This is a genomic window from Leucobacter tenebrionis, assembly GCF_019884725.1.
Taxonomy (GTDB): Bacteria; Actinomycetota; Actinomycetes; order Actinomycetales; family Microbacteriaceae; genus Leucobacter; species Leucobacter tenebrionis.
Window position 1 is genome coordinate 283,234 of record NZ_CP082322.1, and the last position, 22,713, is coordinate 305,946.

General features: G+C 69.0%; 20 protein-coding genes and 1 tRNA gene. 14 read left to right on the forward strand and 7 right to left on the reverse strand.

What is annotated here, in order from left to right:
* Window positions 1-22: 22 nt before the first annotated feature.
* The gene (locus KVY00_RS01325) at window positions 23-934 is read right to left on the reverse strand and encodes a MetQ/NlpA family ABC transporter substrate-binding protein (RefSeq protein WP_223043967.1); all 912 of its coding nucleotides are present in this window, start codon (window positions 932-934) and stop codon (window positions 23-25) included.
* 217 nt (window positions 935-1,151) lie between these two features.
* Here KVY00_RS01325 and KVY00_RS01330 point away from each other — a divergent pair, with 217 nt between their 5' ends.
* From KVY00_RS01330 to KVY00_RS01345, 4 genes are read left to right on the forward strand one after another with little or no spacing between them, the layout of a single operon-like run.
* Window positions 1,152-2,591 carry a glyceraldehyde-3-phosphate dehydrogenase gene (locus KVY00_RS01330; RefSeq protein WP_223043968.1) on the forward strand — a complete coding sequence of 480 codons (1,440 nt, stop codon included), beginning with the start codon at window positions 1,152-1,154 and terminating at the stop codon, window positions 2,589-2,591.
* Window positions 2,592-2,630: 39 nt separating this feature from the next.
* A complete protein-coding gene (locus tag KVY00_RS01335) occupies window positions 2,631-3,479 on the forward strand; it encodes a universal stress protein (protein ID WP_223043969.1) in 849 nt (282 codons plus the stop codon).
* 14 nt (window positions 3,480-3,493) lie between these two features.
* A complete protein-coding gene (locus KVY00_RS01340; protein WP_223043970.1) occupies window positions 3,494-4,141 on the forward strand; it encodes an MBL fold metallo-hydrolase in 648 nt (215 codons plus the stop codon).
* Window positions 4,138-5,379: an MFS transporter gene (locus KVY00_RS01345; RefSeq protein WP_223043971.1), complete on the forward strand. Its 1,242-nt coding sequence runs from the start codon at window positions 4,138-4,140 to the stop codon at window positions 5,377-5,379. Before KVY00_RS01340 ends, KVY00_RS01345 begins: the two co-directional genes overlap by 4 nt.
* A gap of 13 nt (window positions 5,380-5,392) precedes the next feature.
* Here the strand turns inward: KVY00_RS01345 and KVY00_RS01350 are convergent, their stop codons facing one another.
* A complete protein-coding gene (locus tag KVY00_RS01350) occupies window positions 5,393-5,899 on the reverse strand; it encodes a flavin reductase family protein (RefSeq protein ID WP_223043972.1) in 507 nt (168 codons plus the stop codon).
* 160 nt (window positions 5,900-6,059) lie between these two features.
* Here KVY00_RS01350 and KVY00_RS01355 point away from each other — a divergent pair, with 160 nt between their 5' ends.
* Window positions 6,060-6,551 (forward strand): glutathione peroxidase, encoded by a 492-nt coding sequence (locus KVY00_RS01355; RefSeq protein WP_223043973.1) that lies wholly within the window; start codon window positions 6,060-6,062, stop codon window positions 6,549-6,551.
* Between the two features lie 304 nt (window positions 6,552-6,855).
* Entirely contained in the window at window positions 6,856-7,407 is a 552-nt protein-coding gene (locus KVY00_RS01360) for a CGNR zinc finger domain-containing protein (protein ID WP_223043974.1), read from the forward strand.
* Between the two features lie 29 nt (window positions 7,408-7,436).
* Here the strand turns inward: KVY00_RS01360 and KVY00_RS01365 are convergent.
* Window positions 7,437-7,510 (reverse strand) — tRNA-Val (locus KVY00_RS01365).
* An 89-nt stretch (window positions 7,511-7,599) separates the two neighbouring features.
* The gene (locus KVY00_RS01370) at window positions 7,600-8,061 is read right to left on the reverse strand and encodes a peroxiredoxin (protein ID WP_223043975.1); all 462 of its coding nucleotides are present in this window, start codon (window positions 8,059-8,061) and stop codon (window positions 7,600-7,602) included.
* Between the two features lie 273 nt (window positions 8,062-8,334).
* On the opposite strand from KVY00_RS01370, the gene aceE reads away from it, so the two are divergent.
* The 8 genes from aceE to KVY00_RS01410 all read left to right on the forward strand — a co-directional run bounded on the left by aceE (window position 8,335) and on the right by KVY00_RS01410 (window position 19,154).
* Window positions 8,335-11,061: a pyruvate dehydrogenase (acetyl-transferring), homodimeric type gene (gene aceE / locus KVY00_RS01375; RefSeq protein ID WP_223043976.1), complete on the forward strand. Its 2,727-nt coding sequence runs from the start codon at window positions 8,335-8,337 to the stop codon at window positions 11,059-11,061.
* A 14-nt stretch (window positions 11,062-11,075) separates the two neighbouring features.
* Window positions 11,076-12,275: a PucR family transcriptional regulator gene (locus KVY00_RS01380; RefSeq protein ID WP_223043977.1), complete on the forward strand. Its 1,200-nt coding sequence runs from the start codon at window positions 11,076-11,078 to the stop codon at window positions 12,273-12,275.
* A gap of 129 nt (window positions 12,276-12,404) precedes the next feature.
* On the forward strand, window positions 12,405-14,594 hold the full coding sequence (locus KVY00_RS01385; protein WP_223043978.1) for an acyltransferase family protein: 2,190 nt from the start codon (window positions 12,405-12,407) through the stop codon (window positions 14,592-14,594).
* A 98-nt stretch (window positions 14,595-14,692) separates the two neighbouring features.
* A complete protein-coding gene (locus KVY00_RS01390; protein ID WP_223043979.1) occupies window positions 14,693-15,619 on the forward strand; it encodes an ACP S-malonyltransferase in 927 nt (308 codons plus the stop codon).
* 26 nt (window positions 15,620-15,645) lie between these two features.
* Complete coding sequence (locus KVY00_RS01395) at window positions 15,646-16,650, forward strand: beta-ketoacyl-ACP synthase III (protein WP_223043980.1); 1,005 nt, start codon at window positions 15,646-15,648, stop codon at window positions 16,648-16,650.
* Between the two features lie 74 nt (window positions 16,651-16,724).
* A complete protein-coding gene (locus tag KVY00_RS01400; RefSeq protein WP_024356007.1) occupies window positions 16,725-16,973 on the forward strand; it encodes an acyl carrier protein in 249 nt (82 codons plus the stop codon).
* 91 nt (window positions 16,974-17,064) lie between these two features.
* Window positions 17,065-18,303: a beta-ketoacyl-[acyl-carrier-protein] synthase family protein gene (locus KVY00_RS01405; protein ID WP_223043981.1), complete on the forward strand. Its 1,239-nt coding sequence runs from the start codon at window positions 17,065-17,067 to the stop codon at window positions 18,301-18,303.
* Window positions 18,304-18,365: 62 nt separating this feature from the next.
* Window positions 18,366-19,154: a glutamine amidotransferase gene (locus KVY00_RS01410; protein WP_223043982.1), complete on the forward strand. Its 789-nt coding sequence runs from the start codon at window positions 18,366-18,368 to the stop codon at window positions 19,152-19,154.
* A gap of 41 nt (window positions 19,155-19,195) precedes the next feature.
* Here KVY00_RS01410 and efeB read toward each other — a convergent pair whose 3' ends face one another.
* From efeB to efeU, 3 genes are read right to left on the reverse strand one after another with little or no spacing between them, the layout of a single operon-like run.
* Window positions 19,196-20,524, reverse strand: a complete 1,329-nt coding sequence (gene efeB / locus KVY00_RS01415) for an iron uptake transporter deferrochelatase/peroxidase subunit (RefSeq protein WP_394358257.1) — start codon at window positions 20,522-20,524, stop codon at window positions 19,196-19,198.
* Window positions 20,525-20,527: 3 nt separating this feature from the next.
* Window positions 20,528-21,751 carry an iron uptake system protein EfeO gene (gene efeO / locus KVY00_RS01420; RefSeq protein ID WP_223043983.1) on the reverse strand — a complete coding sequence of 408 codons (1,224 nt, stop codon included), beginning with the start codon at window positions 21,749-21,751 and terminating at the stop codon, window positions 20,528-20,530.
* Window positions 21,712-22,632 carry an iron uptake transporter permease EfeU gene (gene efeU, locus KVY00_RS01425; protein WP_223043984.1) on the reverse strand — a complete coding sequence of 307 codons (921 nt, stop codon included), beginning with the start codon at window positions 22,630-22,632 and terminating at the stop codon, window positions 21,712-21,714. Before efeU ends, efeO begins: the two co-directional genes overlap by 40 nt.
* Window positions 22,633-22,713 lie beyond the last annotated feature (81 nt).

Sequence of the window (22,713 nt, forward strand, 5' to 3'; positions counted from 1 at the left end):
CCCCGCTCGCGCGGGTCGACGGCTACTTGTTCTCGCGGACCTGCTCTTCGGCGTCGGTCAGGATCTCCTGCAGTTCCGACACCGGGGTGTTCAGCATGATCGCGCTGTCGCCCGAGTTCTCGAAGACGCCGGCCTGCACCTCCTCATCGGTCTGGTAGATCTCGACGAGCTTCTTGTAGGTCTCGTTGTCCTTGTCCTCCGCCTTCGCCGCGAAGATGTTGATGAAGTACTTCGCGCCCTCGTCCTCGGGATCGTCCTGGTACAGGGCCTCGTCGAACTTCAGACCGGCGTCGGTGACGAAGTCGTTGTTGACCACGGCCGCATCGACGTCGGAGAGCGACGTCGCGGTGAAGGAGGCGTCCATCTCGGTGACCTCGACCTTGGAGGCGTCGGCGTCGATGTCGTCGGGGGTCGAGAACAGGCTGCCGCCGTCGGTGAGCTCGATGAGCCCGGCGGCCTGCAGTACGTTGAGCGCGCGGGCGCGGTTGCTGGGATCGGAGGGGATCGCGACGGTGCCGCCCTCGGGGATGTCCTCGAGCTTGTCGTGCTTGGTCGAGAACACGCCGAGCGGGTAGATCGCGGTCGAGCCGATGGCGACGAGGTCGTCGTCGTTCGAGACGTTGTAATCGGCCAGGTACTGGATGTGCTGGAACTGGTTGAGGTCGAGCTCGCCCTCGCTGAGCGCCGGGTTCGGCTGGTTGTAGTCGGTGAAATCTTGGAGCTCGACCTTGATCCCCTCGGCCGCCGCGGCCTCGGTGAAGGTCTCCCAGTAGGGGTCGCTGGCGCCGACGACGCCGATGCGGACGGTCTCCGACGCCGCGTCGGAGTTCTCCCCCGAATCGTCGGAGGCCGAGCAGCCCGCGAGCGCAGCGGTGGCCGCGAGCGCGAGGGCGGTGATCGAGGCGGCGAGGACGCCGCGCTTCCTGAAGGTCATGATGCTCCTCATGATCGATGTGCGAGTCGAGATGATGCCGCTCGGGGCGCGGCAGGTACGGGTTCAAGGGTGCGGGATCGCGCGCCCGAGCGGAAATCAGGGTGTCACACGGCGTCATTCAGGCGCCGTCATGGGATACTTGACGTGACGAACAAGCGTCCCCGGCGGGCAGGCCGAATTCTCTTCATGACAGTGTTGAAAGGAACCCTCCGTTCACATGATTCAGCGTGCTGATGCTCACCTCGAAGCTTGGAAGGCGAAGCAGGAACTCGCAGAGCGGATGATCCCGCTGATCGGCCAGCTCTACCGCGACCACGACGTGGTCATGTCCGTTCACGGACGAAGCCTGGTGGGCCGCTCCCCGATCGACATCATCCGTGCTCACTACTACGCCCACAAGATCGACGATGTCGAGCTGCCCCTGACCGAGACCTCGGCCATCGTCGAGGCGCTCGCGAAGATCCAGCCCGGCCCCGTCTCGGTCGACCTCGCGCTGCTCGCGAACGGATTCCGCGCCTCGGGCGGCGACGACCTCGAGGCCTACCTCCGCGAGGAGCTCGCGCCGGCGATCGGCGCCCCGCGCGGCGAGGGCACCGACGTGGTGCTCTACGGCTTCGGGCGCATCGGGCGCCTGCTCGCCCGCATCATCATCGACCACTCGGGCAGCGGCAACGGCCTCAACCTCCGGGCCATCGTGGTGCGCAAGGGCTCCGAGAACGACCTCGTGAAGCGTGCCAGCCTGCTGCGGCGCGACTCGGTGCACGGTCCGTTCAAGGGCACGATCAAGGTGCTCGAGGACGAGAACGCGATCCTCGCGAACGGCGTGCGCATCCAGGTCATCTACGCGAACGACCCCGCCAGCGTCGACTACACCGAGTACGGGATCGAGAACGCGATCCTCGTCGACAACACCGGCCGGTGGCGCGACGCCGAGGGCCTCGGCCAGCACCTGCAGAACAAGGGCATCGCCCGCGTGCTGCTGACCGCGCCGGGCAAGGGCGACATGCTGAACGTGGTCTACGGGGTCAACAACGACAAGATCACCCCTGAGCACACCATCCTCAGCGCGGCGTCGTGCACCACGAACGCGATCACGCCGGTGCTCAAGGTCGTGAACGACCGCTTCGGCGTGAAGCGCGGGCACGTCGAGACGGTGCACTCGTACACCAACGACCAGAACCTCATCGACAACTTCCACAAGGGCGACCGCCGCGGCCGCTCCGCCGCCCTCAACATGGTGCTCACCGAGACCGGTGCGGCGAAGGCGGTCTCGAAGGCGCTCCCCGAGTTCGAGGGCAAGCTCACCGGCAACGCGATCCGCGTTCCCACCCCCGACGTGTCGATGGCCGTGCTCAACCTCCAGCTCGAGCAGGAGACCACGCGCGAGGAGATCAACGCCTTCCTCGAGGAGGTCTCCCTCACCGGCGCGCTGCGCACCCAGATCGACTTCGTCGAGTCGCCCGAGGTCGTCTCGAACGATTTCGTCGGCTCGAACCGGGCAGGCATCGTCGACGGGCTCGCGACGATCGTGACGGGCGACAGCGCCGTGCTGTACGTCTGGTACGACAACGAATACGGGTACAGCTGCCAGGTGGTGCGCATCATCGAGCAGCTGGCGGGCAACCATCCCGCGCACCTTCCGGCGCGCGAGGCCTGATACCGGGCCCGCAGCGGAACCCGAGAGAAAGGAACGAAGATGTCAGCGAAGTATCTCATCGGAGTAGACGGATCCGAGCAGAGCCGGGCCGCGCTCGCCTGGGGCCTCGACCGAGCGACCGAGCGCGGAGCCGAGGTGGAGCTGCTGCACGTCGCCGACGACTCCTTCCTCTCCGAGAGCGTCGCGTTCCTCTCGGAGGCCCAGCAGGCGTCCGAGCAGATGCTGCAGGCCGAGATGGAGTACGCCCGCAGCCTCGGGTTCCAGGGCAAGATCTCGGGCACCGCGGTGGTCGGTCACCCGATCGCGGAGGTCGAGGAGGCGTCGAAGCGCGCCGACCTGCTGATCCTCGGCGCCCACAACGGCAGCCGGTTCGCCGGTTCGTTCTTCGGCACGCGCGCGGTCAAGGTCGCCGCGACGGCTCACTGCCCGGTGGCCGTGATCCCCACCACCGCATCGGCGGAGCCGAAGCGCGGCGTCGTCGTCGGCGTCGACGGGTCGGAGGCCTCGAAGCGGGCGATCGCGGTCGCCGCCGAGGCGGCGTCGTTCAGGGGTTCGCCCCTCATCGCGGTGTACGCGTGGATGCCGCCGCTCACGCCGGGCCTCGAGTACCTGTGGAGCGAGGAGCTGGTCGAGTCCCAGCGCTCGGCTGCCGAGGAGGCCATCGCGATCGGTACCGCCGGTCTGGCCGACCGCTACCCCGATCTCGAGATCCGTCGCGAGATCGTGCAGTCGCCTCCGGTCGCGGCGCTCGTGCAGGCCGCCGAGGGCGCGGAGATGCTCGTCGTCGGCAGCCGCGGCCGCGGCGGCATCTCGCGGCTGCTGCTCGGCTCGGTGAGCCACGGCGTGCTGCAGGCGCTGCCCTGCCCCGTCGTCGTGACCCGCGGCTGAGAACGGGAGAGATCATGTCGGAAGCACGGATCGACCGGGTGGTGACCCGCGGCCTCGTCGGCGCGGGTCGCCCCGGGTACCCCGCGGAGGGGGTCGAGCTCGAGAACAACATCTGGATCGTCGGCGACGATGAGCAGGCGCTGGTGATCGACGCCTCGCACGACGCCGAGGCGATCGTGAGCGGGGTGGGCGATCGTGAGGCCCTGGGCATCCTGCTTACCCACGGGCACGAGGATCACGTGAACGCCGCGGTGGAGGCTGCGCGGATGCTCGACACCCACGTGTACCTGCACCCCGCGGACCTCTTCCTCTGGCGCGACACCCACGGCGAGACGCTCCCCGACTTCGAGCTCGCCGATGGGGCCGACTTCGTCGTGGCGGGCGTCGAGATCGCCGTCGCGCACACGCCGGGCCACACTCCCGGATCGGTCTGCTTCATCGCGCCGGCGCTCGGCACGGTCTTCTCCGGGGACACCCTGTTCCAGGGCGGCCCCGGGGCGACCCGGTGGGACTACTCGAGCTTCGAGCAGATCGTCGAGTCGATCCGCACGCGACTCTTCACCCTGCCGGAGGAGACGGTCGCGCGCCCCGGGCACGGCGAGCGCACGACGGTGGCGGCGGAGATGCCGGATCTCGACGCCTGGCTCGCACGCGGCTGGTGAGCGTTCCCTCCCTCTCCCCGCTCCGCCGCGCGGTCGCGCTCTTCGCGCTCGCGTTCGGCGGATTCGGCATCGGCGTGACCGAGTTCGCCACGATGGGATTGCTGCCCGACATCGCGAGCGACCTGATCCCGGGCTTCGATCAGGAGCCCGACCGGATGATCGCGCAGGCCGGCATGCTGATCACGGCCTACGCGCTCGGCGTGGTGGTCGGCGCGCCCACCTTCGCCGTGCTGGCGGCGCGCGTGTCGCAGACGCGGCTCGTGTTCTGGCTGCTGGGCCTCTTCATCGTCGGCACCGTGGCGTCCGCCTGCATGCCCAGCTTCGGTTCGCTGGCGCTCTTCCGGTTCATCGCGGCGCTGCCGCACGGTGCGTACTTCGGCGTGGCATCGCTGCTCGCCGCACGCATCATGGGGCCGGGCAATCAGGGGCGCGGGATCGCGCTCGCCCTCTCAGGCCTCACCATCGCCAACGTGGTGGGCGTGCCGCTCGCGACCTGGATGGGCCAGCTGTTCGGATGGCGCGCCGCCTACGCGCTCGTCGCGCTGATCTTCGCGACGACCCTGCTGCTCTCGTTCGCCGCGCTGCCGCGCTACCCGGGCAATCCGGAGCGCAGCCCGATGCGCGAGCTCTCGGCGCTGCGCAACCCCCGCATCTGGGTGATGATCGCGGTCGGGTCGGTGGGCTTCGGCGGGTTCTTCGCGGTCTACTCCTACATCGCCGAGGTCACGACGCGCGAGACGGGCTTCGCCCCGACCACTGTGCCGTGGGTGCTCGCCTGCCTGGGCATCGGCATGACGATCGGCAACGTGCTGGGCGGGTGGGCCACCGACCGCAGCCCCCGCCGCACGGTCACCTGGGGCTTCGGCGCTTTCATCGCCACGCTCGTGCTCTACACGCAGTTCGCGTGGCATCCGGTCGGGCTCTTCGTCTGCGTGTTCATGCTCGGCGTCACCTCGTCGCTGCTGATCCCGTCGATCCAGTCCCGCCTGGTCCGCATCTCGGACGAGGCGGCGCTGCTCGGCGCCGCGATCAACCACGCCGCGTTCAACATCGGCAACAGCCTCGGCGCCTGGCTGGGCGGCGTGGTGATCGCGGCCGGCCTCGGCTACCTGGCGCCCGGCTGGGTCGGCGTGGTGCTGGCCGCGCTCGGCCTGAGCCTCGTGCTGCTCAGCAACGCGGTGGAGCGTCGCGACAAGGCCAAGGGTCTCAACACGGTCGGTATCGCGGTCGTGGAGTAGCGCGGGCGGGCCGCTACTCCACGGGAGCGAGCGTGCGGAATGCGCGGTCGAGGTACACCATCGGATCCGCCGGCTCGCCGAACACGGCGTCGAGCACCTCGGCGACCACCACGACCGAGGCCCCGACGCCGAGGGAGTGCAGGGTGCGGCAGCGCAGCGCGACGCGCGTGTTCGGCAGATGCGGCTCGCCGGTGGGCAGCGTCGTCCAGCTCTGCTCGGGCGTGAATCGCTCGGAGCCCGAGACCGCGAAGGCGGCGCCGATCGCCGCGTGCCGCGCATCGAGCAGGTGTACGAGATACGTGTCAGCTGCGAGGATGCCGCCGGCGCTGCCCGTCGCGCGGGTGACCGAGAATGAGAGCGCTGCGGGATCGATCCCGACCGATGCGACGCTCGATGCCGTGAGACCGACGGGGCCCTCGGGAGTCTGCGCCGTGATGAGTGCGACGCCCGCGGGGTGCTCGCGGAAGGCGCTCTTGAGCGCTGCGGCCCCGATGTGCTCGGCCTGCGGATCGATGGTCATTCCGGTGGTCCTCCCTCGTCTCGGCGGCCGCGGGCGCGACCGCATGCTCGGACGGAGTCCTCAACACGGGGCGATCCCGAATCATTCCGCGAGTCGACCCCCTCGTGCCTCGACGGCCGCGAGGCCCCCGTCATGAGGGGGGCGGGCGTAGGCTGGACGCATGGACCTCCGCGACGTACCCCTGACCACGATCGACGGCGAGCCCACCTCGCTCGCGGAGTACGCGGATCGCGCGGTGCTCGTCGTGAACGTCGCGTCGCGCTGCGGACTGACACCCCAGTACGCCAAGCTCGAGGAGCTGCAGCGGCGGTACGCGGATCGAGGCTTCACGGTCCTCGGCTTCCCGTGCAACCAGTTCCTGAATCAGGAGCCCGGCACGGCCGACGAGATCAAGACCTTCTGCTCGACGAGCTACGGGGTGACCTTCCCGCTCATGGAGAAGGTCCGGGTGAACGGGCGGAACAAGCATCCGCTCTACGCGTTGCTGCACGAGGTGCCCGATGACGACGGGAAGCGCGGGCGGGTCAAGTGGAACTTCGAGAAGTTCCTGGTCGCCCCCGACGGGTCGGTGCGGCGGTTCCGGCCGCAGGTCGAGCCGGACGACCCCGGGATCATCGCGGCGATCGAGGCTGCGCTGCCCCGCTCGGCGTGATGCGCTGAGGCTTCCCGCCGAGCGGCTGGTTTCGCATGAGCATCTCGGGCCCGCCGTGCGAAACCCGCCTCTCGGGGGTCAGAGCTCTGTCGTGATGCCGACAGGCGGCTGGTCGGGCCGCTCTTGGATATCGACTCTTCTGGCGCCGCAGGCGCTGCAGCGCACATACAGCACGTACCCCGTCGATGTGGCGTGTCGAGACTCTATCCGCCAGCCGTGCTCGTGAGGCCGGGATGCTGGTGCGATTCGTCGTTCTGGATGGCTCGTCGTGTTGAACATGCTCCCACTGTGATGTAATGCCCTTATGCATCTCAACCCTTACGGCGAGTACGCCGTGCTCCTGGCCGCATCGCTCGCCAACGACTGGCCCGATGACCGCGAGGGCATCGTGGCTCGAGCGCGCGAGGTGGGCATGACCGTGGAGTTCCCCGAGGAGCCCGGCGACCATCGGCGCGTGCGCCGGGTCATCGACGACTGGCTGACCGTCGTCGACGCCCCGGATCCCCGCAGCCGCGCCCGCATCCTCAACGACCACATGGCGCGGGCAGCCGCCTACCCGCGTCTCACCGACCACCACGACGAGGGGTGGCACCTCCACTACCGCGACGACGACGCGACCTCGCTCCCCCGAGTGCTCTTCGCGGTCATCAGCGTGGGCACCGCCCTGCACCTGACGACCCGCGGCATGCACCGACTCGCGCGCTGCGCTGCGGGCGAGGATCCCGGGGACCCCTGCGAGGCAGTGGTCGTCGATGTGACCCGCAACGGGCGGCAGCGCTACTGCTCGGTGCGCTGCGCGAATCGCGCCGCGGTGCGGCGGCACAGAGCGCGTGCCGTCGACGGTCGAGGCTCCTGAGCGCAGGCGAGGAGATCGGAACGAAACGGTGCGCCCGGAGGGACTCGAACCCCCGACCCTCTCGGTGTAAACGAGATGCTCTAACCAACTGAGCTACAGGCGCGCGCCCGCGAGGCGGACCTCCCAAGCATAGGGGAAGCCGCCGCGCGGTCGCGAATCGACACCGTCAACGGTGTCGCGAATCCGCTCGGATCAGGCGATCGCCTCGAGCGCCTCGCGGTAGGCCGCGAAGTCGCGCGCCTCGCCCGGAGCGGTCTCGAAGGAGGCGAGCACGCGACGATCCTCGCCGATCAGGAGCGTGGCGCGGGTCGCGATACCGGCCTCCTCGACGAAGACGCCGTACTGCTTCGCCACCTCGCCGTGCGGCCAGAAGTCGGAGAGGATCGAGAACTCGTAGCCCTCCTGATCCGCCCACGCCTTCAGGGCGTAGACCGAGTCGATCGAGATGCCGAGCAGGCGCACCTTGTTATCGGCGAAGATCGACAGGTTGTCGCGCAGCTCGCAGAGCTCGCCGGTGCAGATGCCGGAGAACGCGAACGGGAAGAAGACGAGCGCGACCGGCCCCTCCGCGACCAGTTCCGACAGCGTCAGCTCCTCGCCGTGCTGATCCGAGAGCGTGAAATCGGGCGCCTGTGCGCCGACCTCGAGCACCATGGTGCCTCCTTACCGGCGCACTGGGCGCCATCGTTGTGCGGTCGATCCCACACTATCGACTCCCGTTCCGCCCGCGAATGCTCCCCGCCTAGTAATCGACCGCGAATCTTGTGCGACTAGGCCACCTTCGACAAGGGAAATGCGCGTTTCTTCGTGGAACTTCGATAGTCTGGGGTGACCCCGCGGACCGGCGGGAGTGACCGAGCATGCCGTGAGCGACTGCACCAACCCGCTTCGCCCCGCGGTACGCCGAGTGGTGATTGGAGCACAACCTTGGCTGTGAACACGCAGGATCCCTACGCGCCCGATCGTGACGATATGGATCCTCAGGAGACCGCCGAGTGGCGCGAGTCGCTCGACGCCGTGGTCGAGGAGCGGGGCGCCGGTCGCGGCCGCGAGATCATGACGAGCCTGCTCGACCGCTCGCGACAGCTGCATCTCAACGTTCCCCAGGTGCCGACCACCGACTACGTCAACACCATCGCCTCCGCGGACGAGCCCGACTTCCCCGGCAATGAGGAGCTCGAGCGCCGGTACCGCTCCTGGATCCGCTGGAACGCGGCGATGACCGTGCATCGCGCGCAACGCCCCGGCATCGGCGTCGGCGGCCACATCTCGACGTACGCGTCGGCGGCCTCGCTGTACGAGGTCGGCTTCAACCACTTCTTCCGCGGCCAGGATCACCCGGGCGGCGGCGATCAGATCTTCGTGCAGGGCCACGCCTCCCCCGGCATGTACGCCCGCGCATTCCTCGAGGGGCGCCTGAGCGCCGATCAGCTCGACGGCTTCCGCCAGGAGAAGTCGCACCTCGCCGGCGGCCTCCCGAGCTACCCGCACCCGCGCCTCCTCCCCGACTTCTGGCAGTTCCCCACCGTGTCGATGGGTCTCGGCCCGATCAACGCCATCTACCAGGCGCAGTTCAACAAGTACCTCACCAACCGCGGCATCAAGGACTGCTCCGACCAGCACGTCTGGGCGTTCCTCGGCGACGGCGAGATGGACGAGGTCGAGAGCCGCGGCCAGCTGCAGGTCGCCGCGAACGAGGGGCTCGACAACCTGACCTTCGTGATCAACTGCAACCTGCAGCGCCTGGACGGCCCCGTGCGGGGCAACGGCAAGATCATCCAGGAGCTCGAAAGCTACTTCCGCGGCGCCGGCTGGAACGTGATCAAGGTGATCTGGGGCCGCGAGTGGGACGACCTGCTGGAGCGGGACACCGACGGCGCGCTGCTCAACGTGATGAACACGACGCCCGACGGCGACTTCCAGACCTACAAGGCCGAGAACGGCGGCTTCGTGCGCGACCACTTCTTCGGCAAGGACGAGCGCGCGCTGAAGCTCGTCGAGGGCTACACCGATGACCAGATCTGGGGTCTCCGCCGCGGCGGTCACGACTACCGCAAGGTCTTCGCCGCGTACAAGGCCGCGACCGAGCACAACGGCCGCCCGACCGTGATCCTCGCGAAGACGATCAAGGGCTACGGCCTCGGCCCCCACTTCGAGGGCCGCAACGCGACCCACCAGATGAAGAAGATGACGCTCGAAGACCTCAAGCTCTTCCGCGACACCATGCACATCCCCATCTCCGACGCGCAGCTCGAGGCCGACCCCTACCTCCCGCCCTACTACCACCCGGGCGAGAAGGACGAGGCGATCGAGTACATCCACGAGCGCCGCCGCGCGCTCGGCGGCTACCTCCCCGCGCGTCGCACCAAGCACGTGCCGGTCACGCTGCCCGAGCCCAAGAGCTACGCGGTCGCGTCGAAGGGATCCGGCACGCAGGAGGCGGCGACCACGATGGTCTTCGTGCGCATGCTCAGGGACCTCATGCGCGACAAGGGCTTCGGCGCGCGCTTCGTGCCGATCATTCCCGACGAGGCCCGCACCTTCGGCATGGACTCCTACTTCCCGACCTCGAAGATCTACAACCCGCACGGCCAGAACTACGTATCGGTCGACCGCGAGTTGCTGCTGGCCTACAAGGAGAGCCCGCAGGGCGTTCTGCTGCACGTCGGCATCAACGAGGCCGGCGCGACGGCCGCCTTCACCGCGGTCGGCACGTCGTACTCGACGCAGGGCGAGCCGATGATCCCGGTCTACATCTTCTACTCGATGTTCGGCTTCCAGCGCACGGGCGACGCCTTCTGGGCGGCCGGCGACCAGATGGCGCGCGGCTTCGTGATCGGCGCCACCGCGGGCCGCACCACGCTCACGGGCGAGGGCCTGCAGCACGCCGACGGGCACTCGCTCGCCCTGGCCTCGACGAACCCCGCGGTCGTCGCCTACGACCCGGCCTACGGCTACGAGATCGGCCACATCGTGCGCTCCGGCATCGAGCGCATGTACGGCGGCGAGCACCCCGATCCGAACGTCATGTACTACCTCACGGTCTACAACGAGCCGATCGTGCACCCCGCGGAGCCCGAGAACGTCGATGTCGAGGGCATCGTGCGCGGTATCCACCGGGTGAGCGAGGCTCCGGATCGCGGCAACCGCGCTCAGATCCTCGCGTCCGGCGTGGCCGTGCCCTGGGCGATCGAGGCGCAGGAGCTGCTCGCGCAGGACTGGGACGTCGCGGCCGACGTGTGGAGCGTGACCAGCTGGAACGAGCTGCAGCGCGACGGCGCCGCCGCCGAGCAGCACAACTTCCGCAATCTCGGCGGCGAGACCCGCGTGCCCTACCTGCAGCAGAAGCTCGAGGGCGCGGAGGGCCCGGTCGTGGCCGTCAGCGACTGGTCGACCCAGGTGCCCGAGCAGATCCGCCCCTACGTTCCGGGCGACTACTCCGTGCTCGGCGCCGACGGCTTCGGGTTCTCCGACACCCGCGCCGCGGCCCGCCGCTACTTCGGCATCGACCGCGAGTCCGTCGTCGTGAAGGTGCTGCAGCGCCTCGCCGCGCAGGGCCGCATCGACGCCGACGTGCCGCGTCGTGCAGCCGAGCAGTACCGGCTGAACGACGTGAACGCCGGCACGACCGGCGGCGCGGGCGGCGAGGCCTGATCGAGCGATCGCGCATGGATCGCACGAAAGAGCAGGAGCTCGCCTGGTTGCGAACGATCACCGGCGAGCTTTCCACGCGCACCATCACCCGACTCGACGAGACGCTGCCGTGGTACGGCAAGATGCCGCCCAGTCGGCGCTCGTCGGTCGGGCTGGTCGCGCAGACCGGGATCAGCTCCTTCATCCAGTGGTACGAGGATCCGAGTTCGACCCCGTGGATCGCCTCCGACGTGTTCGGTGCGGCACCGCGCGAGCTGCTGCGCTCGATCAGCCTGCAGGAGACCCTGCAGCTGATCCGCGTCGTGGTGTCGGTCGTCGAGGAGCGAGTCGCGCCGCGGAGCGAAGCGCTTCGCGAGGCGGTGCTGCACTACTCGCGCGACGTGGCCTTCGCGGCCGCCGACGTGTATGCGCGGGCCGCGGAGGCGCGCGGACTGTGGGACGCGCGGCTCGAGGCGCTGGTGGTCGACTCGATCCTCACCGGTGAGAGCGATGATGAACTGCCGAGCCGGATCGCGGCGCTCGGCTGGCACGGCGACGGCGAGGCCGCGGTGCTCGTGGGCACGGCTGAACGCGTCGTCGACGTGGATCAGCTGCGCCGCTCGGCGAGACACGCGGGTGCCGACGCTCTGATCGGTCTGCAGGGCTCGCGCCTCGTGCTGGTGCTCGGGCGCCTCGACGCTCAGCAGCACGGTGTCGCCCCGATCGATCCCCCGCTCAGCTTCCTCGAGATCGCCGGGCGCCTCGCCGACGGCTTCTCGGACGGTCCGCTGGTGCTCGGCCCGACGGTCGACAACCTCGTCGACGCCTCGCGGAGCGCCCGCGCGGCGCTCGCCGGCGTCGCCGTCGCACGGTCGTGGCGCAACGCGCCTCGCCCGGTCGCGGCCGACGACCTGCTCCCGGAGCGCGCCCTCGCGGGCGACGGACTCGCTCGCCGCACCCTCATCGAGCAGATCTACGAACCGCTCGCGGCCCACTCGGGCGAGCTGCTCGAGACGCTGTGGTGCTACCTCGACAACGGTCGCTCGCTCGAAGCGACGGCGCGAGAGCTGTTCGTGCACCCGAACACGGTGCGCTACCGGCTCAAGAAGGTGTCCGAGGTGATCGGCTGGAATGCGACCGGGGCCCGGGAGGCCCTGATCCTGCAGTCCGCCCTCATCGCCGGCTCGATCGCGCAGAGCGGACGCCGCCCGGGTGCGGCGTCGTCGTCAAGATGACAGCTGTTTGAGGCCGGCTCGCCGGTCGGTTAGGCTGGCCTCGTCTGCGAGAGCGGGGACGGGGTTCGCCCCGTCGCAGGCGCATCGGACACATCGAAGGCAGGGGGGGCTACCGGAGTACGAGATCGCATGCCCACAGCTGCACCCGCTGCAACACTTCAGAACCGCCTCACCGGCGAAGCCCGTTCCTCGACGAAGCGCACGTTTCGCCGCGACATCCAGGGACTGCGCACGATCGCGGTGCTGGCGGTTCTCATATATCACCTGGCTCCGACGGCGCTCCCCGGCGGGTTCGTCGGCGTCGACATCTTCTTCGTGATCTCCGGCTTTCTGATCACCGGGCTCCTGCTCCGCGAGATCGAATCCACCGGGACGATCTCCCTGCGGAGCTTCTACGCCCGCCGTGCAAAGCGCCTCTTCCCCGCCGCCGCGCTCGTGCTCGCCGCGACCGTCGGCCTCACCCTGCTCTTCCTGCCCGAGCCGCGCTGGGGGTCCATCGGGTGGGACGTGATCGCGTCGGCCTTCTTCGTCGAGAACTGGCGGCTCGCGGCGGTGTCGGTCGACTATCTCAGCCAGGATGCGGCGCCGAGCCCGCTCCAGCACTTCTGGTCCCTCGGCGTCGAGGAGCAGTTCTACTTCGTGTGGCCGTTCCTCCTGATCGCCATCGGCTTCTTCTTCACGCGCGGTCGCCACCGCGGCTCGGGTATCTCCAGTCGGAGATTCAGGCCGACCGTCATCTGCGTGCTATCGACGGTCACGGCGGTGTCATTCGCCCTCTCGATCGTGATGACCGCCGCGAGCCCCGACTCCGCCTATTTCGTGACGCCCACGCGAGTGTGGGAGCTTGCGCTCGGTGCGCTTCTCGCGGCTTCGATCGGATATACCGAGAAGCTGTCCGATTCGCTTCTCGCCTTCCTGGGCTGGGCAGGGATCGCCGGCATCGCGGCCTCCCTCATGCTCATCGGGGCGACCGTACCGTATCCGGGATCAGCGGCTCTACTCCCCGCGGCGGCGACGGCGCTCGTCATCGCGGGAGGGGCGAGGCCATCCCGTTTCGGCCCGGCGGGGGTGCTCGGAGTCCGACCCGCGTTGTTCGTCGGCAACATCTCGTACTCCCTCTATCTGTGGCACTGGCCGGTCATCGTCGTCGCGACCGCCATGGTGGAGCGCATCTCCGTGAGCCTCGCGCTGCTGCTCGCAGCGCTGTCCATGATCCTCGCCTGGGGATGCTACCGATTCGTCGAGAAACCGATCATGAAGTCCGAGATCCTCGAGGCCGAACCCGTCAGAGCGATGCAGGTCGGCCTGACGATGACGATGGTCGCTGCGCTTCTCGGCATGTGGGTCGTGTATCAGGACGGAGTCAACAAGGATCAGGCGCGCGCGGCCGCGGCCGCAACCGCTCCGGCGAGCGGCCTGGATACCGGGGACGATACCGACGGCCGGCCGGAGGAGATCATTCAGGGAGCGCTCACGCTGCCTGAGCCACCGGCCGGCGTGGAACCCGCCGACTCCTTTCCTCGCATCGCCCCGGCACCGGTGAACGCCGCGGCCGACTGGCACAACTGCCCGTCGACGGAGGTCGCGGGCACGGAGGTGCAGTCATGCAGCTTCGGTCCGAGCGACGGAATCCAGGTAGCCCTTGTGGGCGATTCGCACGCGAAACAGTGGATCCCTGCGCTGGAGCCGATCGCGATCGAACACGGGTGGCGCGTCGACGTCTACCTCCACGACGCCTGCCCGTTCGCAGCCGGCGAGCTGCGCAGGGGCGACGACTCGGTCTACGAGACGTGCATGCTCTGGAACGCGGAGGTGCAGGAGCGACTGCTCGCTCGGTCCGAGCTCGCGGCGGTCATCGCGACCAATTACACCCATTCGGCAGGGCCGGCCACGGGCGGTATCTCCGGTATGGCGCAACTGCACTCGGCCGCCTGGCAGCAGTTCATCGAGATCGGCGTCCCCGTGATCGCCATTCGCGATACACCCTCGTTGAAGTACGACGTGCCCGAGTGCGTGGCCGAGCATGGCGGCGAGCTCTCGAAGTGCGCCCGACCGCGATCGGAGGTCTTCGACGACCGCGGCCTCGCCCTGGTGGAGGCGGCATCGATCACGCCGGGCGCCTCGCTGATCGATCTCAACGAGTACATCTGCCCGGGGACCTCCTGCGCGGCAGTCATCGGGGAGGTCCTAGTGTATCGCGACTCTGATCATTTGACGATGACCTACGCGAGATCGCTGAGCCGAGCGCTCGGGTCGCGTCTGGTCCCCCTGATCGAGGGATCCGAGCCCGCGCCGGCCGATGAGGCCGCCGAGTCTTGACGCGCCGGAGGCCGATGAGCGGGTTCGCACAACCTTTTTCACGATTTATGGTGCGCCATATGCAGGATTCGGGCCATTGATCTGAGAAACTGGAAAGCGTGATTGTCATCGCCTGCCCTGGACAGGGCTCACAGACCCCCGGATTCCTGAACGAGTGGCTCGAGCTGCCGGGCAGCCGCGAGTTCCTCGGCGAAGCCTCGGAGCGCGCCGGAGTCGACCTCGTGGCCCACGGCACGGTGAGTGATGCGGACACCATTCGCGACACCGCGGTCGCGCAGCCGCTGATCGTCGCCGCGAGCCTGCTCGCCTGGCGTGAGCTGTCCGCCCGCACCTCGGTCGCCGATGCCGGCATCGCGGGACACTCGGTGGGAGAGTTCGCGGCAGCGGCGGCGGCGGGTGTGCTCTCCGAGCAGGACGCGCTGCGACTCGTCGGCGTGCGCGGTCGCGCCATGGCGGAGGCCGCGACGAAGGCGGAGACCGGCATGGCCGCCGTGGTCGGCGGAGTCGAGGCCGATGTTCTCGCCAAGATCGAGGCGCACGGTCTCACCCCGGCGAACCGCAACGGCGGCGGTCAGATCGTGGCCGCGGGCGCGCGCGAGTCGCTCGCCGCTCTGGCCGAAGATGCCCCTCGCGGCGCACGGGTGATCCCGCTGCAGGTCGCCGGGGCCTTCCACACGGACTACATGGCGAGCGCGATCCCCGTGCTGCGCGAAGCGGCCGAGGGAGTGACCGCCTCCGCGCCGACCCATCGCCTGTGGACCAACGCCGACGGGTCGATCGTCGAAGACGGAGCTCGCTTCGTGGAGCTGCTCGTGTCGCAGATCGCGAACCCGGTGCGCTGGGACGCCTGCATGGAGGGCTTCCAGACGGCCGGCATCTCGGGCCTCATCGAGCTGACGCCCGCGGGTGCGCTCACCGGCATCGCGAAGCGCGGGCTCAAGGGCGTGCCGAGCGTCGCGATCAAGTCCCCCGCCGACCTCGATACCGCCGTGGCACTCATCACCGAGACTGCTCCGGCAGCCTGACAGTCTGACCGAAAGGACTCACGCACATGGCATCACTCGTGCAGCCGACCGGTCCCGCTCACACGCGGGTCCTCTCCATCGGCGCGGCCAGGGGCGACCGGGACGTTCCGAACGCCGATGTGATCGAGCCGATCGACTCGTCGGATGAGTGGATCCGCCAGCGCACCGGCATCGTGCAGCGGCGCTACGCCGGCCGGGATCAGGGAGCGGTCGATCTCGCGGTCGAGGCGGCGGAGGAGGCGATCGCGCGCTCCGGTCTCGATCGCTCCGAGATCGACGGCGTGATCATCTCCACCATCTCGAACGTCGCGGTCACCCCCTCGATGGCTTCGCTGGCGGCCTACCGCCTCGGCCTCACCCCCGCGGCGGCATTCGATATCTCCGCCGCGTGCGCCGGATACGTCTACGGCGTCGCCCAGGCAGATGCGCTCGTGCGCTCGGGAACCTGCAAGAACGTGCTGGTGATCGGAGCGGAGAAGCTCTCCGAGCTCATCGATCCGACGGATCGCAGCATCTCCTTCCTGCTCGCCGACGGCGCAGGGGCCGTCGTGGTGGGGCCCAGCGATCACACGGGCATCGGGCCGACCGTGTGGGGCTCCGACGGCGAGAAGTGGGACACGATCCGCATGACCTCGACCTTCGATGCGTACCGCAGCAACCCTGGCGAGGTGCCCTGGCCGACTCTGCGCCAGGACGGCCAGACCGTGTTCCGCTGGGCCGTCTGGGAGATGAAGAAGGTCGCGCAGCGCACCCTCGAGGTCTCGGGCGTCGAGCCCGGCGATCTCGCCGCATTCATCCCCCACCAGGCCAACATGCGCATCGTCGACGAGTTCGCGAAGCAGCTCAAGCTTCCCGAGTCGGTCGTCATCGCCCGCGACATCGAGACCCAGGGCAACACGTCCGCGGCTTCGATCCCGCTCGCCGCGCACGCGCTCCTCGAAGAGCATCCCGAACTCTCAGGCGGCCTCGCGCTCACGATCGGCTTCGGCGCGGGCCTGGTCTACGGCGCTCAGATCATCGAGCTGCCGTAGCGCGTCGGCCTTCCCCCGACGCCCTCCACACGTACACTTCCTACTACCCCACCCATATCAAGGAGAAACACACCATGGCATTCAGCAACGAAGAGGTCCTCGCAGGTCTTGCCGAGATCATCAACGACGAGACGGGGATCGCGGCCGACGTCGTCGCCCTCGACAAGTCGTTCACCGATGACCTCGACATCGACTCGATCTCGATGATGACCATCGTCGTCAACGCCGAGGAGAAGTTCGATGTGAAGATCCCCGATGAAGAGGTCAAGAACCTGAAGACCGTCGGCGACGCCGTCGATTTCATCGCCAAGGCTCAGGCCTAAGGCTTACGGAACGGGGCCGGGTCCCGACCCGGCCCCTCCGTCCTAATCTTTCCCCACGTTCGTTCCACACCAGATCGCGGAGCACCCAAGCATGAGCAAGAAGATCGTCGTCACCGGTATCGGCGCCTCCTCCCCCATCGGCGGGACCGCGCCCGAGAGCTGGCAGGCCCTCCTCGCGGGAGAGTCGGGTATCCACACGCTCGACAACGACTGGGCCGAGCAGTACGGCCTTGCCGTGAACTTCGCGGGCACGGCGAAGGTCGACCCAGCCGAGGTGCTGGAGCGCCCGGTGGCCAAGCGTCTCGACCCCTCCAGCCGCTTCGCGCTGGTCGCCGCCCTGGAGGCCTGGGCCGACGCCGGTGAGCCCGAGGTGCCCTCGGAGCGACTCGGCGTCGACTGGGCCACCGGCATCGGCGGCCTCTGGACCCTGCTCGACGCGTGGGACACGCTCAAGGAGAAGGGACCGCGCCGCGTGATGCCGCTCACGGTCCCGATGCTCATGCCGAACGCTCCCGCTGCAGCGGTCTCCATGCGCCTGGAGGCCCGCGCCTTCGCGCGCACCGTGGCCTCCGCGTGCGCCTCGAGCACCGAGTCGATCGCGAACGCGTACGAGCATCTGCAGCTCGGCCTCGCCGACGTGGTCATCGCGGGCGGCGCCGAGGCGGCGATCCACCCGATCACGCTCGCCGCATTCAACTCGGCGCAGGCGCTCTCGAAGCGCGTCGACTCGCCTGAGACGGCATCGCGCCCCTACAACACCGATCGCGACGGTTTCGTGATGGGCGAGGGCGCGGCGGCGCTCGTGCTCGAGACGGAGGAGCACGCGCTCGCCCGCGGCGCCAAGATCTACGCCGAGGTGGCCGGCGGAGGCGTCACCGCCGATTCGTACCACATCACCGCCAACGACCCCGAGGGCAAGGGCGCCGCGCGCGCCGTCGAGCTCGCCCTCTCGCAGGCGGGCGCGGCTCCCGACGAGGTCACCCACATCAACGCCCACGCGACCTCGACGCCGGTCGGCGACATCGCCGAGTACACGGCCCTCCATCGTGTGTTCGGCGACCGCGTCAAGGAGATCCCGGTCTCGGCCACGAAGGCGGCGACGGGGCACCTGCTCGGCGGCACGGGCGCCCTCGAGGCGCTCTTCACCGTGCTCGCGGTGCACCACCGCGTCGCTCCTCCGACGATCAATCTCGTGAACCAGGATCCCGAGATCCCGCTCTCGGCATCGGTCGAGGCGCAGCCGCTCGGCGACGGCGCGCAGCTGGCCATCTCGAACTCCTTCGGCTTCGGTGGGCACAACGCCGTCGTCGCGATCCGCTCGTACGAGTGAGCCGGTCGTAACACTTCGCTACGCGACCGCGGGAACGGCTTCATGGCGCTACGGTAGTAGTCATGAAGCCGTTTCTGCTCATCACGACCCGTGGCGAAGACGATGTCGCGGCTGACGAGCACGCGGCGTACTGCCGGCTGACGGGGCTGCTTCCCGAGGAGCTCGCGTGGCGGCGGATCGACCGTGCGCCGCTCGGGCCGGTCGATTTCGGGTGCTATTCGGGCATCATCCTCGCGGGCAGCCCGTTCACGGTGAGCGAGCCCGTCGAGCGCAAGTCCGAGACCGAGCTGCGCGTCGAGCGGGAGCTCGCCGAACTGCTCGACGAGGTCGTACGCGCGGACTTCCCGTTCCTCGGCGTCTGCTACGGCATCGGCACGATCGGGGCGCATCAGGGAGCGCGGGTGGATCGCACCTACGGCGAGAGTTCGCAGGCGGTGCGGATCAGTCTCACGCCCGCCGGCGCGCTCGATCCGCTGTTCTACCAGCTTCCGGCGGAGTTCGACGCCTTCGTGGGTCACAAGGAGGCGATCTCCGAGGTGCCCTCGAGCGTCGTCGTGCTCGCGAGCTCGCAGACCTGCCCGGTCCAGGCGTTCCGCGTGGGCCGTAACGTCTACGCCACGCAGTTCCACCCCGAACTCGACACGGCGTCGTTCGCCTCGCGGGTGCGGGCATACGCCGACCACGGCTATTTCCTACCGGCCGAGATCGACTCGATCCTCGAGGGGGTCGAGCGCGCCGACGTGCGCGCTTCGCACATGGTGCTCGGCCGCTTCGTCGAGGAGTACCTCGACTCGAGGCCGGCGAAGCCCGCCGCTGAGCTCGGGCCCCTGAGCCTGCCCCAGGGGGCCTGAGGCGGCCATAGGGAGTCTGAGGCGGCCGATCCGGTGCTCGGCTAATCGAAGAGCGCCTGCCCCACGAACTCGCCCGGCTGCACCCCGGCGGGAATCGCCCAGAGGCCGGAGCCGACGTGCCGGATGTACTCGTTGAGCAGATCCTGCTTCAGCGAGCGCTGCACGCGCACGAACGTCGCGGGATCGCGCTGGAACGAGATGAAGAAGAGCCCCGCGCCGAGCTGGCCGAGATCGTTCGAGCCGTCGACGTAGTTGTAGCCGCGCCGCAGCATGCGCGCGCCGCCGTTCTGCCGCGGATGCGCGAGGCGCAGGTGAGCGGCGAGATCGATCGCCGGGTGGGAGGACCCGTCCGCGGAGTGCGTCGCCTCGAAGTCGGGCTCCTCGAACTCGCCGCCGCCGCTCAGCGGCCCGCCCTCGCGTTTGGTCCGCCCGAAGGTTCGCTCCTGCTCGTCGAGCGAGGCGCGATCCCAGCTCTCGATCGTCATCTGGATCTTGCGCGCCACGAGGTAGCTCCCGCCGCGCATCCACTCGGGCGCCTCGTCGCCCGCCCAGACGTGCTGCGCGAGTGCGTCACCGTCCTCGGCCATGACGTTCGCGGTGCCGTCCTTGAAACCGAAGAGGTTGCGCGGGGTGTCCTGCGTACGAGAGGTCGAGGCCGTGCGGCCGAATCCGAGCTGGCTCCATGAGAGGTGCGCGCGGCCGGCGGCGATGCGCGCGAGATTGCGGATCGCGTGGACGGCGATCTGGGGATCATCGGCACAGGCCTGGATGCAGAGGTCTCCCCCGCTCTGCGTCGCGTCGAGCAGATCGAAGGCGAAGGAGGGCAGCGGCTCGAACGCTTCGGGAAGCCGATCTCGGATCCCGAACGGGTCAGCACTCGAGGTATCGTCGCGACCGGTGAAGAGCGCGTGCCCCAGCCCGAAGGTGAGTGTGAGGCGACCGGCGCCGAGACCGGTCGCCTCACCGGTATCGTCTGGCGGAAGCAGACCGTTGCCCGGTTCGACGCCGGTACCGACCTCTCGGCCGCGCACGAGGCGCTCGGCCGCCGCGGTCCAGTCCCGCAGCAGCTCGATGAGCTCGTCGCGACCCGCGCCTGACACCATGTCGAACGCTGCGAAGTGCAGACGATCCTGCGCGGGAGTGACGATCCCCGCCTGATGCGCACCGTGGAACGGCACCTCGCCGGTCGTGCGGGTGCTCGCCTCGGCACTGACGCGCCCCGTCGCGAGGGTCGCGCCCGCACCCCCGATCGCAAGACCCGCCGCTCCGGCCCCGATCATGCCGAGGAGGCCGCGGCGCGAGGGGCGCAGGGGCTGCGGGGTCGCCCCCGGATCCACCGGCCTGCCGTCCTCGGACTGTTCGACCGCCACCCGTCAGCTCCGCACGACGCCGGCGGTGAGCCTCGACATCGACTCGCTCAGCGCGGTCAGCTTCGCCGCGAGCTCGTTGCGCTGCGCCTGGTCGACGGTGTCGTACGGGACGAAACCGGAATCGTAGTCTCCGTACGTCTCGAGCAATGCGAACATGTCGGCGAAGCGCTCGTCGAGCTCGGCGGCGAGGTCTTCTCCGCCGTTCGCCACGAGCAGGCCGCGCACGGTGTCGAATCCCACCTGTGCCCCCTCGACGTTCGCCGTGAAGTCGTAGAGGTCGGTGTGCGCGAACTCGTTCTCCTCGCCGGGGAGCTTGCCGTCGGGCGCGGCGACCTCGTCGAGCAGGCCTTTCGCGCCCTCGGTGATGTCCGCGAGCGTGAGCGTGAAGTCGGGGCTGGACACCTTCTCCTTCAGGTCGGTGACGTCGGCGACCAGCTGGTCTCCGACCTCCTTGCGCTGCTCGGGGGTGAGCGGCTGCAGGTCGTCTTTCGGGTAGTGGTCCTTCTCGGGCGTCGAGTAGTTCGCGATGGCCTCGTCGAGCCACAGGTCCTGCTCGATGCGGTGGAAGCCGGTGAACGGCAACCCCTCCTCGATCGCGCCGGGCTTGCGGTAGTCGATCCGCGGATCCAGCTCGCCGAACTGCGAGGCCGTCGGCTCGATGCGCTCGTAGTTGATACGGGCGATCGGGAACAGGCGGCGCGCGGTCTCGTCGTCTCCTGCCTCGTAAGCCGCGACGAACGCCTCGACCTGGGGCACCATCTCCTCCGCCTGCGCCTTGACGTAGCCGATGTACTGGGACACCACGGCGCTCTCCTCAGGAGAGGCCTCGACCGCGCCGCCCGTGACGGTGAATGCCGCCTGGCCGACACCGCTGCCGATCATGCCCGGCTTGCAACTGGTGAAGTAGTCTCCCGCCCCCACCTGCACCGTGAGGTCGCGGCTCGATCCCGGGGCGATGTTCTCGACCTCGCCGACGATCGTGAGCCGGTTGCTGCCGAGCACGTAGAACTCGGTCACCTGGGAACCGTCGTTCGTGACGGTGAATGTGACGGTGCCGCTCTGCGCCTTGGCCGTCTCGACGTCGCAGGAGCTGTCGCCGGCGGACACCGCGATGGACTGGGCGGCGCCTCCGGCGCCGGCGTTCGGCACGCAGGCGGTCAGGGAGAGTGTCGCGACGCTGATGACGCCTAGTGCGAAGAGGCCGCGGCGGTGACTGGTGGTGGGCACGGGGTTTCCTTTCCGGAGGCGCGCACGCCTCGATACGAGGCGGCGAAGAACAGCGGGAGGGTGATGACGATGTAGGCGGCCCAGGCGAGCACCTCGAGCCTGGTCATCTCCGGCGAGAAGCCGAGAACGCCCTTGAGCAGGACTCCGATCACGCCATCGGGTGCGATGACATTCGACACGCGGAAGGCCCAGGCGGCCTCGCCGTACCAGGCGGCGAGGGCTCCCGCGCCCGGCGGTGCCTCGGCGAACGGACCGGGAAGCAGGCCGGCCTCCTGCAGATCGTGCACGGCGTAGGCGAGCACACCGGCCGCGAAGACGATGAGCAGCGCACCCGACCACCGGAAGAACACGGTGAGGTTGATCCTGAGCATGCCGCGATACAGCAGCCAACCGAGCGCCGCGGCCACGAGTATCCCCGAGACCGCGCTGAGGAAGCCGAGGAGCGGCGTCGTGGAGCTCGCCCGCGTGGTCGCCCAGATGAAGAGAGCCGTCTCGATCCCCTCGCGGGCCACAGAGACGAACCCCACGGCCGCGACGCCCCAGCCGTTGCCGAGCAGCGCGCGATCCAGCTGGGAGCGCAGCTCGCCGCTGATCCCCCGCGACATCTTCAGCATCCAGAAGACCATCCAGGTGACCATGCCCACGGCGATGAGCGAGAGTGCGCCTCCGATGGCCTCCTGGGCAGTGAAGGAGAGGCCGTACGCGCCGTAGGTGAGCACGGCTCCGATGACGAGGGAGAGCAGGATCGCGGCGGCGACGCCGAGCCAGATCTTGAGGGCTGCATCACGCCGGCCGAGCTTCTTCACGTAGGCGAGCAGAACGCTCACGACGAGGGCGGCCTCGAGGCCCTCGCGCAGGCCGATGAGCAGCGTGGCGATCATGCGGGTCGGCCCTCCGAACATCTGAAAATCAACATGTGATGTGAGTAAGGCGAGCCTTACTGAAAAAACATAGCACACTTC